Origin of the sequence: Melaminivora jejuensis, from assembly GCF_017811175.1 — a bacterium.
In the GTDB taxonomy this organism is placed as follows: domain Bacteria; phylum Pseudomonadota; class Gammaproteobacteria; order Burkholderiales; family Burkholderiaceae_C; genus Melaminivora; species Melaminivora jejuensis.
The window spans coordinates 737,632-752,387 of sequence record NZ_JACWIJ010000002.1 but is presented as its reverse complement, the minus strand read 5'-3'; the positions used below and the strand labels follow the sequence as shown (position 1 = coordinate 752,387).

Sequence of the window (14,756 nt, the reverse complement as noted above, 5' to 3'; positions counted from 1 at the left end):
CCGGGCCGTAAAATCGCGCGTTTTCCCCATTGACGGGCAGCGGCGCAGCACCCATGCCGCGCTGGCCTGCGCCCTCACACCCTCCCATGCTCCTGTCACCCCTGCTGCGCCTGGTGCAACGCACCAGCCTGGTGGCGCAGATTGCCGTTGCCCTGCTGGCCGGTCTCGCCCTGGCCTTTCTCGCCCCTGGCGCCACGCCCTATGTGGCCTTTCTGGGCACGCTGTTCATCTCCGCGCTCAAGGCAGTGGCGCCGGTGCTGGTGCTGGTGCTGGTCATGGCCGCCATCAGCAACCACGTGCCGGGCGAGGCCACGGGCATCCGCCCGGTGCTGCTGCTGTACGTCGCCGGCACGCTGTCGGCTGCCGTGGTGGGCGTCGTGGCCAGCACCTGGTGGCCCAGCACGCTGACCCTGCAGGCGCCGCCGCAGGCCGAGCTGGCGCCGCCCGGCGCCGTCAGCGAGGTGTTGGTGAACGTGGCCAAAAGCCTGGTGGACAACCCCGTCAACGCCCTGCTGCAGGCCAACTACATCGGCATCCTGGCCTGGGCCGTGGGCCTGGGCCTGGCGCTGCGCCACGCCTCGGCGGGCACGCGCGCCGTGCTGCACGATGGCGCGCAGGCCGTCACCGCCATCATCCAGGGCGTGATCCGCTGCGCGCCGCTGGGCATCTTCGGCCTGGTGGCGGCCACCGTGGCCGAGGCCGGCGAGCAGGCACTGCGCGGCTACGGCCACCTGCTGGCGGTACTGGTGGGCTGCATGGTGTTCGTGGCGCTGGTGGTCAATCCACTGATCGTGTGGTGGTGCATCCGGCGCAACCCCTATCCGCTGGTGCTGACCTGCCTGCGCGAGAGCGGGGTGACGGCCTTCTTCACGCGCAGCTCGGCGGCCAACATCCCCATCAACCTGGCGCTGGCCAGGCGCCTGGGCCTGCCGCAGGAGACCTACAGCATCGCCATCCCGCTGGGCGCGACCATCAACATGGCCGGCGCCGCCATCACCATCAGCGTGCTGACGCTGGCCGCCGCGCACACCCTGGGCATCCAGGCGGACATGCCCACGGCGCTGCTGCTGTGCGTGGTGGCCTCGGTGTGCGCCACCGGCGCCTCAGGCGTGGCCGGCGGCTCGCTGCTGCTGATCCCGCTGGCGTGCAGCCTGTTCGGCATCGGCAACGACCTGGCCATGCAGGTGGTGGCCGTGGGCTTCATCATCGGCATCGTGCAGGACTCGGCGGAGACGGCGCTTAACTCCTCCACCGACGTGCTGTTCACCGCCGCCGCCAGCATGATGCAGGAGCGCAGGGGCGGCAGCGCTACCTGATTGATAGCTGGAAGCGCTTGCCCAGCAAAGGTTTCAGGTAGAAAACCATCCGAAATCGTTACCAGACAAGCGCTGCCAGCTATCATTTTTCATGACTCTGCGACGCGTCCGGCCTCGATGGTGATGCGCCGGTCGCAGCGCGCGGCGATGCCCCGATCGTGCGTGACCAGCAGCAGCGTCGTGCCCTGCTCGCGGTTGAGCGCCAGCATCAGCTCCATCACGGCAGCGCCGGTGGCGAAGTCCAGGCTGCCGGTGGGCTCGTCGGCCAGCAGCACGGCGGGCTGTACCACGAAGGCGCGCGCCAGCGCCACGCGCTGCTGCTCGCCGCCCGAGAGCACGCGCGGCTGGTGCGCCAGGCGATCTTGCAGGCCCACGCGCGCCAGCATGTCGGCGGCCAGCCGGCGTGCCTGGGGCTGGCCGGCCAGCTCCAGCGGCAGCATGACGTTTTCCAGCGCCGACAGGTTGGCCAGCAGCTGGAAACTCTGGAACACGAAACCCATGCTGCGCGCGCGCAGCGCGGCGCGCGCGTCCTCATCGAGCGCGAACAAATCCTGCCCGGCCAGCCGCACCGTGCCGCGCGTGGGCGTGTCCAGGCCGGCAATCAGCGACAGCAGCGTGCTCTTGCCCGAGCCGGAGGCGCCGACGATGGCCACGGTCTGGCGCGCCGCCACGGTGAAATCGATGTCCCGCAGAATGTCGAGCGTGCCGCTGGAGTCGGTGACCGACTTGTGCAGGTGCTCCACGGCGATGATGGGCGTGCTGGTCGCAGGCTGGGCGGCGCTGATGCTGGACATGAAGGAGTGATGGTGGACAGACGGATGAATGGGCAAATGGGTCGGCGCGACTGTATCGCGGCGGGGCTTGCCGGGCTGGCAGCGTTGGCGGCGCTGGGCGTCAGCCGCCCGGCACTGGCAGCCGGGCGGGAGCCGGTCATCCTGATACTGGGCGACTCACTGAGCGCCGAGTACGGCCTGGCGCGCGGCAGTGGCTGGGTGGCGCTGCTGGAGCAGCAGCTGGCGCGCGAGCGCATCGCCGCTGCGGTGGTCAACGCCAGCGTCAGCGGCGACACGACCTCCGGCGGGCGCGCCCGGCTGGCGGCGCTGCTCAGGACGCACCGGCCCACCCATGTGGTCATCGAGCTGGGCGGCAACGACGCGCTGCGCGGCCTGCCGCTGAAGAACACCGAGGACAACCTGGCCGCCATGGCGCAGCAGGCCAGGGCCGCCGGTGCGCGCGTGCTGCTGCTGGGTATGCAGGTGCCGCCCAACTATGGCGGCGACTATGGCCGGCGCTTCGCCCAGGCCTTCGAGAACGTGGCGCGGCAGGAAAAGACGGCGCTGGTGCCGTTCTTCCTCAAAGGCGTGGCGGATGTGCCCGAGGCCGCGCGGCTGTTCCAGGCCGACCGCATCCATCCCAATGCCCAGGCCCAGCCGCAGATGCTGGCCAATGTCTGGCCGCAGCTGCAGCAGTTGCTGCGCTGATGCTTGCCAGCGGCGCCGGCGAACTGCCTCTCGACCGCCGGCAGACGCGCGCTCAGATGGCCGCATCCGCTGCTGCCTCCGCCGCTGCCTCCGCCGGCGCCACTGCGCTGCGGTAGGCGTGCCAGGTGGCGTGGCCCAGCAGCGGCCCGACCACCAGCAGCCCCGCGCCCCAGGCCAGCAGCGACAAGGCCACCAGCAGCGTGATCAGCGCGCCCCACAGCAGCATGGCGGCGGGGTTGTCCAGCACCACGCGCATACTGGTCAGCACGGCGGTGAAGGCGTCGGTGTCGCGATCCAGGATCATCGGGATGGCCACCACGGTGAAGCAAAACACCAACGCGGCAAAGACGCCGCCCACCGCCGCGTAGGCCAGCACGAACTGCCAGTTCTGCGGATTGAACACCGCCTGCACCACGCCCGTGGTGGACGGCATTCCGGTATGGAAGAACACCGCGAACACCACCAGCGAGGCGCGGCCCCACAGCAGCTCCAGCACGATCAGCGCCAGCACCAGCATGGCCATGCTGGCCACGTGCCGATCCCAGCAGGTCAGCGATTCGGCCAGGCTGGGCGACAGGCCGGCCTCGCGCCGGCGGCTGGTCTCATACAGGCCCATGGCCAGGAATGGCCCGACCAGCAGGCAGCCGCTGGCCAGCGACATGGTGTATTCGGGCCGCGCGCGAAAGATCCAGGCCAGCAGCAGCGCCATGCCCCAGAAGCACAGGCCGTAGAACAGGCCGATCCAGGGGGCGGCCAGCAGGTCGCGCGCGCCAGCGGCCAGCCACCGCAAAGGCTGGGCCGGCGACAAGGCCTGCAGTCGTATCGGCGCCGGCACCAGGGCGGCAGCAACATGGGTGGTGGTGGTCTCCAGCATGGCGGGCACTCCTGACAAGAAACGCAGACCAGTCCACCTTACGCGCTACCGGGCCTTGCCCGCCATCAAGGAAAGTCCCTACTTCTCCTGCGGACAAAGCCGCCGGCAAGACCGGCCAGCGCGCCCGCTCAGTTGCCGAAAGCCCGGCCCAGCGCCTGCTCCAGATCGGCGCGCAAGTCCTGCACGTCCTCCAGGCCGACGCAAAAGCGCACCAGATGGCCATCGGCCAAGTGCGGCGTGGCGCACTCGCGCATGGCCGGCAGGTCGTAGGGCACGACCAGGCTGATCGGCCCGCCCCAGCTATAGCCCAGGCGAAACAGCCGCAGGGCGTCGCAGAAGGCATCGACGCGCTCTTGCCCGTGGCGCGCATCGAAGACCACGCTGAACAGGCCGGCTGCCGCGCCCGCGCCGCCGTTGGCGCTGCCGCACAGCGCCTGCCAGTGCGGGTGGCCGGGCGAGCCGGGCAGCGCCGGGTGCAGCACCTGCGCCACCGGCGCCTGGCGGCCCATCCAGCGCGCCAGCTCGCGCGTGGCCACGTCGTGGGCGCGGTAGCGCAGGGCCATGCTGGGCAGGGCGCGCAGCACGGCCTCGGCGTCGTTGGCGCCCACGCCCAGGCCCAGGCGCATGTGCGCCAGTTTGAGCTTCAGGTGCAGTCGCTCATCGCGCGTGGTGATACTGCCCATCAGCACGTCGCCGCCGCCGCTGGGGTATTTAGTCAGGGCGTGGACGGAAATATCGACGCCCAGGCTGCCGTCGCCCTTCAGGTCGAAGGGCGCAAAGGCCAGGCCTGCGCCCCAGGTGTTGTCCAGCGCCGAGGTCACGCCCCGCTCGCGGCAGATGCGCGCCTGGGCGAGCAGGTCGGGAAACTCCAGCGTGACCGAGCCGGCGGCCTCCAGCCAGACCAGGCGGGTGCGGGGACTGATCCTGGCGGCCAGGTCGAGCGGGTCGAGCGGATCGAACATCTGGTGCGTGATACCCCAGTGGGCGAGTTCGGCCTCGGCCAGCGCCTTGTTGGGGCCGTAGGCGTTGTCGGGCAGCAGCACCTCGTCGCCGCTCTTGAGCAGCGCCAGCGCCACCGTGGAGATCGCCGCCAGCCCACTGGGCGCCAGCAGGCACTGCTGGCCGCCCTCCAGCGTGGCGATGCGCTCCTCCAGCCGGTAGGTGGTGGGCGTGCCGTGCAGGCCATAGGTGTAGCTGGTCTTGTCCTTCCACTCGCGCGCGCGCAAAGCGGCGACGTCGGGAAACAGCACGGTCGAGGCCTTGTGGATGGCCGGCTGCGGCGCCGCGAAGCCGGCGGGCGGCTCGTAGGCGTGGTGGATCAGGCGGGTGGTGATGTCTTGCGAGGGGGCGTTGTTTTGCTGGCTCATGCGCGCATGGTAGCGGTGGCGCTCCCGAAAGCATCGCCCTCAGCTGCCCGGCGTGATGTTCAGGTTGTTGACCACCTGGCGTACGCCCTCTACGCCCTGGGCGATCTGCGTGGCGCGCTCGCGCGCCTGGGCGCTCTTGACCGGGCCGTTCAGGGTGACTACGCCGCCGCCGGTGTCCACGTCGATGCGGATGGCGCTCAGGTCTGGATCCTTGGCCAGGCCGGCATTGACGCGGGCTGTGATGCCAGCGTCCTGCACGGCGGCCTGGGCGTTGGCCTTGACCTCGCGCGTATCGGCGCGGGCGCTTTCGCCCGCCACGTGCGCCTCCTGGCGCGCATCTCGGGCAGCCTCCTGCACGGCCACCTTGGCGTCGTGCGCCGCCTCCTGGGTGCGCAGCTTGGCGTCCTGGGCGGCCTGCTCGGTCTTGGCGATGGCCGCATCGAGCTTCTGGCCAGCGGTGCGGTCGTCGCTCCTGTCGCACGCGGCCAGGCCCAGGCTCAAGGCGATGGCAGCGGCGATGCCGGCACCGCGCAGCAGCGCGCTGCAGTCGTCATGGCGTTGGTTGGGGCTTGGCATGATTCCTCTCCTGTGGGTTGACATGCAGGCAATGTAGGAATAGCCCTGGCCGGCCAGCGTTGGCGCAGCGCCGAAACGCCGGTAGGACAAGGGCGGCAGCGCCGGCAGGCCGACCCTGGCAGCGCGACAATCGAGCGCCATGACGCCTGCTGCCCTGTCCCGCTGGTTGCCTTTTCTCGCCTGGCCGCGCCCCACAGCCGAGCTGCTGCGCGGCGAGTTCTGGGCCGGCATGACCGTGGGCCTGATGCTGGTGCCGCAGGGCGTGGCCTATGCGCACCTGGCCGGAATGCCGCTGGTGACCGGCATCTATGCCTCGCTGGTGCCGGCCCTCGTGGCCGTGCTGTGGGCCTCGTCCACGCGCCTGGGCGTGGGGCCGACGGCGCTGACCAGCCTGCTGATCGGCGCCTCGCTCACCGGCCTGGCCGAGCCGGGCAGCGCACAGTGGGTGCAGCTGGCCGCCTGGATGGCGCTGCTGTCGGGCGCGCTGCAGCTGCTGCTGGGCGTGCTGCGCTTTGGCTGGCTGCTGAATCTGGTGACCTCGCCGGTGCTGGGCAGCTTCACGCAGGCGGCGGCGCTGCTCATCCTGGCCTCGCAGCTACCGGCACTGCTGGGCCTGCGCACCACCTGGCACGCCCTGGCCGCCGACCCCTCGCTGCACCACTTCGACCTGCGCGCCACGGCCTTTGGCCTGGGCAGCCTGGCCCTGCTGATGCTGGGGCGGCGCTGGCGGCCGAGCTTTCCGACGGCCATGGTGGTCATCGCGCTGGCCGCGCTGGTGAGCTGGCAGGCAGGCTTTGCCGACGCCGATGGCGCCGTGGTCGGGCATGTGCCCTCGGGCCTGCCGTCGCTGTACCTGCCCGGCTGGCTGTCCTGGGACGAGTTCGGCGCGCTGACCCTGCCGGTGCTGGTGGTCACGCTGGTGAGCTTTCTGGAGACGGCATCGAGCGCCAAGGTCGAGCACTCGCGCGGCGGCACGCGCTGGAACGAGAACCAGGACTTGATCGCCCACGGCATGGCCAAGATGAGCTCGGGCCTGTGCGGCAGCTTTGCCACCAGCGCCTCGTTCTCGCGCTCGGCCATCAACCTGTACGCCGGCGCGCAGACCGGCTGGGCCACGCTGTTTGCCCTAGTGCTGGTGCTGGCCACGCTGCTGTGGCTGACGCCGGCGCTCTACCACGTGCCGCAGGCGGTGCTGGCCGCCGTCGTGGTCACCGCCGTGACCAGCCTGATCAAGCCACTGGGGATGCTGCGCCTGTGGCCCATTTCGCGCGTGGAGACTCTCATCGGCCTGAGCACCTTCGCGCTGACCCTGATCAGCGCGCCGCGCCTGTACTGGGGCGTGCTGGCCGGGCTGGTCATGAACCTGTCGCACTTCCTGTACCAGCGCCTGCACCCGCGCATCATCGAGGTCGGCATCCACCCCGATGGCAGCCTGCGCGACCGCCACCTGTGGCAGCTGGCGCCGCTGGCGCCGCACGTGCTGGCGCTGCGCATGGATGCCGAGCTGGACTTCGCCTCGGCCACCGCGCTGGAGCGGCGTGTGGCCGACGAGCTGGCCGCGCGGCCCGGGCTGCGCGCGCTGTGCCTGTTCGCCCTGCCCATCAACCGCATCGACGTGACCGGGGTCGAGGCTTTCATGCGGCTGCGCGCGCTGATGCAAAGCCGCGGCGGCGCACTGCACGTGGCCGGCCTGAAGCTGCCGGTGCAGCGCGTGCTCGAACGCGCCCAGGTGCTGCACGCCGGGCCTGATCTGCACACCTACCGCACCGACGCCGAAGCCCTGGCATCCCTCGAACAGCCCCCGGAAGACAGCGCTTGCCGCCCCTTGGCCGGCAGGTAGCGCTGATACACTGGGGCACTGCTTTTTTGTTGCGCTTTGTGACTCTTTCTGCGTCTGCCGCGTCCATCCAACTGCGAGATCTCAAGCTCACCACGGCCCATGCCCTGGTGAGCCAGTCTGCGGCAGGCCATCAGGCCCTGCAGGGCTGCACGCCCCTGGAGTACCTGCAGACGCTGATCGACGGCCTGTGCGACCTGTCCCTCAAGGATTCGCTGACCGGCCTGCCCAACCGGCGCTTCATCAATGCGGTGATCGAGAGCGAGATTGACCGTGTGGCCCGTTCGGGCGAGGCTGCGTTGCTGCTGATGCTGGACATCGACCATTTCAAACAAGTCAACGACCGCTATGGCCACGGGGCCGGCGATCTGGTGCTGCAGTCCGTGGCGCGCACGCTGGAGCGCTGCTTGCGCCCCATGGACACGGTGGCGCGCTACGGCGGCGAGGAATTCGCCATCGTGCTGCCGGCCTGCCTGTTCGGCTTCGGGCGCACGGTGGCCGAGCGCATCCGGCGCGCCGTCGAGGAAACCCCGGTCGCCATCAGCCCGACGCAGACCCTGCACGTCACGGCCAGCATCGGCGGCGCCTTTGCGCTGCAGTGGATACGCAGCACGGCCCAACTATGGATCGAGCGCGCCGACGCGCAGCTCTACCGCGCCAAGGCCGAGGGGCGCAACCGGGTAAGCATCGAAGACCAGCCCGACAGCACCGTGAGCGCCGAAGAAAAGAACCTGCTGTTTGGCTCCCTCTACACTCCTTCCGGCTGGGGCGACCTGCCAGGGCCCCATGATCCGCCTGTCTGCAGCGCCCCCTGAAAGAGCGATGATGAACGACGCGCTGCCTTCCGCTGACGCCTTCCCAGCCACCACTTCCGCCCCGGCGCCGCTTCGCCTGCCGGGCAGGCCAGGCGCGACCTGGCCGACACCATTGCCCAGGCTCCCCAGGGTGCGCCCCAGGGCGCGCGCATCATGGCCGTGACCAGCGGCAAGGGCGGGGTCGGCAAGACTTTCATCTCGGCCAACCTGGCGGCGGCGCTGACGCGGCGCGGCCACCGCGTCCTGGTGCTGGACGCCGACCTGGGCCTGGCCAACCTGGACGTGGTGCTGAACCTGCACCCCAAAGTCACGCTGCACGACGTGTTCACCGGCAAGGCGCGGCTCGACGACGCCGTGATCGAGGCGCCAGGGGGCTTTTCCGTGGTGCTGGCCGGCTCGGGGATGATCGAGTATTCGCGCCTGACACCCACGGTGCGCAACGAGTTCCTCAACGTTATCCACACCCTGGCGCCGCGCTACGACATCGTGCTGCTGGACACCGGCGCGGGCATCTCCGACGTGGTGCTGTTTTCCGTCTCGCTGGCCTCCGAGGTGCTGATCGTGGCCACGCCCGAGCCGACCTCGCTGACCGACGCCTACGCCGCCATCAAGGTGCTGGCCACGCAGCAAAAGCGCCAGCAATTGCGCCTGGTGGTCAACCAGACGCGCCGCCCCGGCGACGGGCGCGCCATCACCGGGCAGCTGCAGCAGGTGCTCGACCGCTTCGTCATCACCGATTCAGGCCGGCCCGTGCGGCTGATCCACATGGGCGACATCCCCACCGACCCCATCGTGCGCGACGCCATCATGCGCCGCCAGCTGCTGGTGCAGCAGATGCCCGGCTGCCCGGCGGCGCTGGCCATCGCCCAACTCGCAAGCAAGGTCGATGCCGCCCTGCTGGAGCGGCGCGAAGCCTGACGGCTGCGGCTGCCGAGCAGCCAACCAGTGCTTCCAAACCACTAAAACCATAGCTTCCAGCGCTTGTCCAGCAAGGGTTTGCGGTCGATTTGACTGGTATTTTGCCGGTTGCACTCAAGGCCTGGGCGGGCAAGCCAGCGCTGCCGCCACGGCATCGAGCTGCTCGTCCAGCACGGCGCGCAACTGCTCGCGCAGCTCCTGGCGCGTGAGCAATTCCTCGGCGCGCAGCAGCGTCCAGTCGATCGCCACGCCGGTGGCCAGCCCGACCGCCGCGCCGACCGCTGCCCCCACCGCCGTGCCGGCCCCGGGCAGCGCCGAGCCGACTGCCGCCCCGGCCAGCGCCCCGGCCCCGGCGCCGCCCAGCTTGCCGGCGGCCTGTTTGGCCGCAGCCTTGGCCAGTACCTTGGCCGCCGCCTTCATGGACGCCTTGCCCGCCGCTTTGGCGGCCACCACGGCGGCAAAGCCGCCCGCCCCGGCCCCGGCAACGGCGCTTGCCGCCAAGCGCTGGTGGGTGCTGCCCAGCAGTGCCAGCTCGGGCAGCTCGGCCAACGCCGGGGCCTGCCGCTGCACCAGGCAACCGCCCTCCCCAGCGCCAGATGGTGGCGCGCCAGCACCTCGCCCAGCCGCCGCTGGCCAGCGTCCAGCGCCGCCCGGCTGCCGGCGGCATGGCGCTGCACCTGGCCCAGCCAGTCCTGCAGGCCGGGCGTGGCCGCCAGCGTCTGCTCCAGGCGCTGCTGCAAGAACACCTCCGGGCGACCCTGCAGCAAGTGGTAGATGCGGCCCCACTCGGCGCCCAGGCTGAAATACCAGTCCAGATAACGCTCCAGCGCCGCATCGCTGGCCGCGCGCACGGGCGCCAGGCCACTGCACAGCTGCGCCGGCGCGCGGGCCTGGCCCAGCAGCTCCAGCGCCAGAGCCTGCACCTGCGCCAGCGTGCCCAGGCGGTAGAACTGCTGGCCGATGCGCTCGCACTGCGGCAGGCGCTGCAGCGCCAGCGGGCTGGCGTGCTGGCGCGCCAGGCCATCGAGCAGCGCCACGGACTGCAGCGTGATCAGACCCAGCAGCACGCCCACCAGGGCCAGCACGGCGGCGCGCAGGCCGGGCGCGCGGCGCCCAGATGGCTGCGGGTCGTCCCCGCGCCAGCCGGCCAGCAGTGCAGCGCTGCCCGAGGCGCCCTGCAGCGCCCAGCCCAGGCACCACAGCAATCCAACCGGCCCCGTCAGGGCCAGCAGCAGCAGGCGCCAGGCCGGCGACTCGGGCAGCGCCAGCGCCGCACCGGTGCCGATCTGCAGCGCCAGCAGCGCATCCAGGCCCCAGCGCACCAGGCCCGAGGGCGCCGCCGCGATGCGCGCCAGGGCGGCATCGAGCACCTGCGGCGGCGTGGCCGGGATCAGGTCGCGGCTGTCCAGCCCGCCCTGCGCCCACCAGGCCAGCCAGATGGCCCCCAGCAGCAGCGCCAGCAGGACGCGCGCCAGCCGCTGGCTCCAGCGCCAGGCATAGGCCGGCAGGGCGAACTGCGGCGCCAGGCGCTGCTGCAGCCAGCCCGCCGCGAGTGCGTGCAGCGGCGGTGCGCCGGCCAGCAAGGCCCACTCCCAATCGGCCAGCAGCCAGCCCTGCCACAGCGCCGCAGCACACAGCAGGGCCGCCAGCGCCACCGCCTTGGCTCCCTGCCACAGACCGCCCGAGAACCAGCGCACCACCCAGCCCTGCGCGGCAAACTGCGCGTGCTGCAGGCGCTTGCGCAGCATGAAGCCCAGCCACAGGCCCCGGGCCGGCAGCGCCGTCAGCAGCGCCAGCGCCACCAGCCATTGCCAGGGCGCCAATTGCTCCAAGCGGGTGCTGGCCGCCCACAGCAGCGCCAGCCAGGCCCAGCCCAGCGCGCAGCGGCGCAGGGCGCTGGGCAGGGCGGCGCGCAGCGTCAATGCACGTGGCCCCAGTAGAGCAAGGCGTCGCGCCCTTCCACCGACAGCGATACCTGCGCGCCCACCGGCAGCAGCACCTTGGTCGGCACATGGCCGAAAGGCAGGCCGGTCAGCACCGGCACGCCGACCTGGGCGCGCAGCCAGTCCACGACGCTTTGCAGCCGGTAGCCCCGGTCGTGCGAGGTCAGCCGGAACTCGGTGAACTGCCCCAGCACGATGGCCTGCTGGCGCGCCAGGATGCCGGCGTGCAGCAGCTGCGTCAGCAGCCGCTCGATGCGATAGGGGTGCTCGGCCACGTCTTCCAGGAACAGGATGCCGCCGTCGATGGCCGGCAGATACGGCGTGCCGACCAGCGCGCACAGCACGGCCAGGTTGCCGCCCCACAGGCGCGCCTGCGGGATGTAGAGCTCATCGGACAGCGCCGGCGCTGCGCTGGCGGCCTGGCCGCGCGGCTTGGGCAGGCGCCAGCCGCTGCCCTCGCCCTGGCCGCTGAGCAAGTCCTCGAAGCAGGCCAGCATGATCTCGTCGGGCTCGCCCGGCGCGCCCAGATCGCCTACCAGCGCCGGCCCGGCCCAGCTCACGGCACCGGTGTGCGCCAGCAGCGCCAGTTGCAGCGCGGTGAAGTCGCTCACGCCGACCCAGCGCATCCCCTGCTCCACCGAACGCGCCAGCGCCGCATAGTCGATGCGCGGCAGCAGCCGCGTCAGGCCGTAGCCGCCCCGGCTGATCAAGGCCACATCGGCACCGCTGGCTGCTGCCCGGTGAATGGCCGCCAGCCGCGTGTCGTCGTCGCCGGCAAAGCGCGTGTGGCTGGCCAGGGCGTCGGCGTCCACCTCGACCTGGTGGCCCAGCGCCTGCAGGCGCTTGACGCCCCGGCGAAAGGCTGCCTTGTCGCGCACCGCGCCCGAGGGCGAATAGACGTAGATGTGCTGCGCGCCGTGGTTGTGCCGGCAGGCGGCGTGGCCGCGGGGCTGGTCGTGCTCGTGGGCGTCGTGGTCGTGCGGCAAGGCGATGCTCAGGCGCGCGGCGCCTGCTCCGTGGGCGGGGATGGTTGGAAGAAGGGATGCGAAGAAAAGTATGCCAGCGCGGCACGTGCCAGGGCGGCAGCGGCCTGGGGCGTATCCAGCCCGTTGTGCGCCAGGCCCAGCGCCTGCGGGCTGGTCTGCGCCAGGCCGGCAGGCAGGGCCGGCAGCGGCCCGGCGACCTGCGCCCAGCGCGCCAGGGCGCGCGGGCCGGCGCGATGCCCGGCGTCGGGATATGGCGCGGGCGAGCATTGCCTGGGGGTGGCGTCGATGCGCAGCACGCCGGCCACCTGCCCGGGCAGCAGCGCCGCCAGCGCCAGCGCCCAGGGGGCATCCTGCGCCACTAGGAGGATGCGCCGCAGCCGCAGCCGCTGCACCAGCTCGGCCAGCACCTGCAGATGCTGCTGCGGCGTGTGCCAGGCCTCTTTCTTGGGCTTGTCGCTGCGGCCAAAGCCGATCAGGTCGGGCGCCAGCACGCGCTGGCCCAGGGCGTCCAGGGCGGCCATCAGGTGGCGCAGGTCATGGCTCCAGCAGTGCGCGCCGTGCAGCAGCAGCCAGGCTGGGGCGGCATTGCTGGCGTCCACCGCATCCGCCCCACCCGCAGCCTCCGCTGCCGCCGTATCGAGCACCTGCAGGCACAGGCCACCCAGCGCCGGCAGATCGCTGATGCGCCGCACCGTCCAGGGCAGCGCCGGCAGATCGGCAAACCGCGCTTCGGGGGTGCGCAGCGCGTCCTGGCGCAGCGGGTGCTGGGGGCGCTGCGCCTGCCGGCGCTGGCGAAAGAAGTCGGCCAGCAGCGCGGCGCACTCCTGGGCCAGCACGCCGGCGCTGACCTGGGTCTGGTGGTTCAGGCGCGGCTGGGCAAACAGATCCAGCACCGAGCCGGCGACGCCGGTCTTAGGGTCTGCCGCGCCATAGACCACCCGGGCCACGCGCGCGTGCAGCAGGGCGCCAGCGCACATGGCGCACGGCTCCAGCGTGACGTACAGCGTGCAGCCGTCGAGCCGGTAATTGCCCAGCCGCTGCCCCGCCGCGCGCAGCGCCTGCACCTCGGCGTGCGCCGTCGGGTCGCAGCTGGCCAGCGGGGCGTTGCGACCGGTGGCGATCAGCGCGCCGCCGCGCACCAGCACCGCGCCCACCGGCACCTCGCCCGCAGCGCGCGCCGCAGCGGCCTGCGCCAGCGCCTGGCGCATCCAGTGAGCATCACACTCCTGCTGGCAGGTTTCACTCATTTATTAATAGCTGTCACCGCTTGACTGGCAAGGGTTTCAGGCGTTTTTCATCAAAAAAATTCAGCCGAACAGCTTGATGAACACCTGGATGGCCACGGCGTTGACCAGGTCGATGAAGAAGGCCCCACCATGGGCACGATCAGAAAGGCCTTGTGCGAGGCGCCGTACTGGTTGGTGATGGCCTGCATGTTGGCCACCGCCGTGGGCGTGGCGCCCATGCCGAAGCCGCAGTGGCCGGCGCACAGCACGGCGGCGTCGTAGTTGCGTCCCATGACGCGGAAGGTGATGAGGCCCGCATAGGCCGCCATCACGATGGTCTGCGCGCCCAGGATGACGACCAACGGCCCGGCCAGGCCGGCCAGCTCCCAGAGTTTCAGCGACAGCAGCGCAATCGCCAGGTAAATCGACAGGCCGGCGTTGCCGAACACGTCGATGGCGCGGTCGAAGACCTGGAAGTTGAACACGTAGTCCAGCGCATTGCGGATCAGCACGCCGCCGCCCAGCGCCCAGACGAAAGTGGGCAACTGCACTGCCGTGCCGGCCATGGCGTGGGTCATGAACTCGGCAAAGGCCAGGCAGCCGGCAAACAGCGCCATGGTCTCGATGGCGGCGTCGGCGGTGATGATGCGCGTCTTGTGCGGGAACTCGAAGTTGGGCGCGCCGGCCTCCAGCGCGCTGCCGTTGCCCTCGGCGCTGCCCTGCGGGCCTTGCAGACTGTTGCGCTGGATCAGCCACTTGGCCAGCGGCCCGCCGATCAGCCCGCCAATGACCAGGCCGAAGGTGGCGCAGGCAATGCCCAGCGTGATGGCGCCGCGGATGCCGTGCTGACTCTCCAGCACCTGGCCCCAGGCGCCCGCCGTGCCGTGCCCGCCGGTGAGCGTGATGGAGCCGGCGATCAGGCCGATCAACGGATCCAGCCCCAGCAGCGTGGCCAGCGCGATGCCGACACCGTTTTGCACCAGGATGAAGACCACCACCACGACCAGAAAGACGATCAGCCCCATGCCGCCCTCGCGCAGCTTGGCGAAGTTGGCGCTCAGGCCGATGGAGGAGAAGAACACCAGCATGAAGGCCGTCTGCAGGCTGGAGTCGAAGGACGGTTGCAGGCCCAGCGTGGCGTTGAGCGCCCAGGACACCAGCGCCGCCACCAGGCCGCCGGCCACAGGCTCGGGGATGTTGAATTCACGCAGCCAGCGGATGTGCTGCACGAGGAATTTGCCCGCCAGCAGCACGATGGCCGCCAGAATGAGGGTGTAGTAGGTGCCGAACTTGATGGCCATGGTGGCGTGTGCTGTGCGTGCGGACGGGCCTCCATGCTATGCCAGCGCAGCTGCCCGGCCATGTAGGCAGGCAGCGCCAGCGCGGCAGCACAGGGTTTTCCGGGTAAACCCGCAAT

General features: G+C 71.0%; 13 protein-coding genes and 1 pseudogene. 5 read left to right on the top strand and 9 right to left on the bottom strand.

The window, feature by feature from the left end; translation table 11 throughout:
* The first annotated feature begins 86 nt into the window (after positions 1 to 86).
* Positions 87 to 1,316 (top strand): serine/threonine transporter SstT, encoded by a 1,230-nt coding sequence (gene sstT / locus IDM45_RS03790; RefSeq protein ID WP_209421708.1) that lies wholly within the window; start codon positions 87 to 89, stop codon positions 1,314 to 1,316.
* A gap of 89 nt (positions 1,317 to 1,405) precedes the next feature.
* On the opposite strand, the gene IDM45_RS03785 is transcribed toward sstT, so the two are convergent.
* Complete coding sequence (locus IDM45_RS03785) at positions 1,406 to 2,110, bottom strand: ABC transporter ATP-binding protein (RefSeq protein WP_209421707.1); 705 nt, start codon at positions 2,108 to 2,110, stop codon at positions 1,406 to 1,408.
* A 36-nt stretch (positions 2,111 to 2,146) separates the two neighbouring features.
* On the opposite strand from IDM45_RS03785, the gene IDM45_RS03780 reads away from it, so the two are divergent.
* Positions 2,147 to 2,797, top strand: a complete 651-nt coding sequence (locus tag IDM45_RS03780; protein WP_209421706.1) for an arylesterase — start codon at positions 2,147 to 2,149, stop codon at positions 2,795 to 2,797.
* Between the two features lie 52 nt (positions 2,798 to 2,849).
* On the opposite strand, the gene IDM45_RS03775 is transcribed toward IDM45_RS03780, so the two are convergent.
* The 3 genes from IDM45_RS03775 to IDM45_RS03765 all read right to left on the bottom strand — a co-directional run bounded on the left by IDM45_RS03775 (position 2,850) and on the right by IDM45_RS03765 (position 5,614).
* A complete protein-coding gene (locus IDM45_RS03775; RefSeq protein ID WP_209421705.1) occupies positions 2,850 to 3,671 on the bottom strand; it encodes a DUF2189 domain-containing protein in 822 nt (273 codons plus the stop codon).
* A 128-nt stretch (positions 3,672 to 3,799) separates the two neighbouring features.
* On the bottom strand, positions 3,800 to 5,038 hold the full coding sequence (locus tag IDM45_RS03770; protein WP_209421704.1) for a PLP-dependent transferase: 1,239 nt from the start codon (positions 5,036 to 5,038) through the stop codon (positions 3,800 to 3,802).
* Between the two features lie 39 nt (positions 5,039 to 5,077).
* Positions 5,078 to 5,614 carry a BON domain-containing protein gene (locus IDM45_RS03765; protein WP_209421703.1) on the bottom strand — a complete coding sequence of 179 codons (537 nt, stop codon included), beginning with the start codon at positions 5,612 to 5,614 and terminating at the stop codon, positions 5,078 to 5,080.
* 139 nt (positions 5,615 to 5,753) lie between these two features.
* Here IDM45_RS03765 and IDM45_RS03760 point away from each other — a divergent pair, with 139 nt between their 5' ends.
* From IDM45_RS03760 to IDM45_RS03750, 3 genes are all read left to right on the top strand, one after another.
* Entirely contained in the window at positions 5,754 to 7,454 is a 1,701-nt protein-coding gene (locus IDM45_RS03760) for a SulP family inorganic anion transporter (protein WP_209421702.1), read from the top strand.
* 38 nt (positions 7,455 to 7,492) lie between these two features.
* Positions 7,493 to 8,266, top strand: coding sequence for a GGDEF domain-containing protein (locus IDM45_RS03755; protein ID WP_209421701.1), 774 nt, complete (start codon positions 7,493 to 7,495; stop codon positions 8,264 to 8,266).
* A 99-nt stretch (positions 8,267 to 8,365) separates the two neighbouring features.
* Positions 8,366 to 9,184, top strand: coding sequence for a MinD/ParA family protein (locus IDM45_RS03750; RefSeq protein WP_233457560.1), 819 nt, complete (start codon positions 8,366 to 8,368; stop codon positions 9,182 to 9,184).
* A 114-nt stretch (positions 9,185 to 9,298) separates the two neighbouring features.
* Here IDM45_RS03750 and IDM45_RS03745 read toward each other — a convergent pair whose 3' ends face one another.
* The 5 genes and pseudogenes from IDM45_RS03745 to gltS form a co-directional block, all read right to left on the bottom strand.
* Positions 9,299 to 9,637 carry a hypothetical protein gene (locus IDM45_RS03745; RefSeq protein WP_209421699.1) on the bottom strand — a complete coding sequence of 113 codons (339 nt, stop codon included), beginning with the start codon at positions 9,635 to 9,637 and terminating at the stop codon, positions 9,299 to 9,301.
* Complete coding sequence (locus tag IDM45_RS03740) at positions 9,601 to 11,106, bottom strand: hypothetical protein (protein ID WP_209421697.1); 1,506 nt, start codon at positions 11,104 to 11,106, stop codon at positions 9,601 to 9,603. Before IDM45_RS03740 ends, IDM45_RS03745 begins: the two co-directional genes overlap by 37 nt.
* Entirely contained in the window at positions 11,103 to 12,113 is a 1,011-nt protein-coding gene (locus IDM45_RS03735; protein WP_209421696.1) for an LD-carboxypeptidase, read from the bottom strand. Before IDM45_RS03735 ends, IDM45_RS03740 begins: the two co-directional genes overlap by 4 nt.
* Before the next feature lie 8 nt (positions 12,114 to 12,121).
* The gene (gene tadA, locus IDM45_RS03730; protein ID WP_209421694.1) at positions 12,122 to 13,360 is read right to left on the bottom strand and encodes a tRNA adenosine(34) deaminase TadA; all 1,239 of its coding nucleotides are present in this window, start codon (positions 13,358 to 13,360) and stop codon (positions 12,122 to 12,124) included.
* A gap of 60 nt (positions 13,361 to 13,420) precedes the next feature.
* Positions 13,421 to 14,640, bottom strand: a pseudogene (gene gltS, locus IDM45_RS03725) (sodium/glutamate symporter).
* Positions 14,641 to 14,756: the final 116 nt, after the last annotated feature.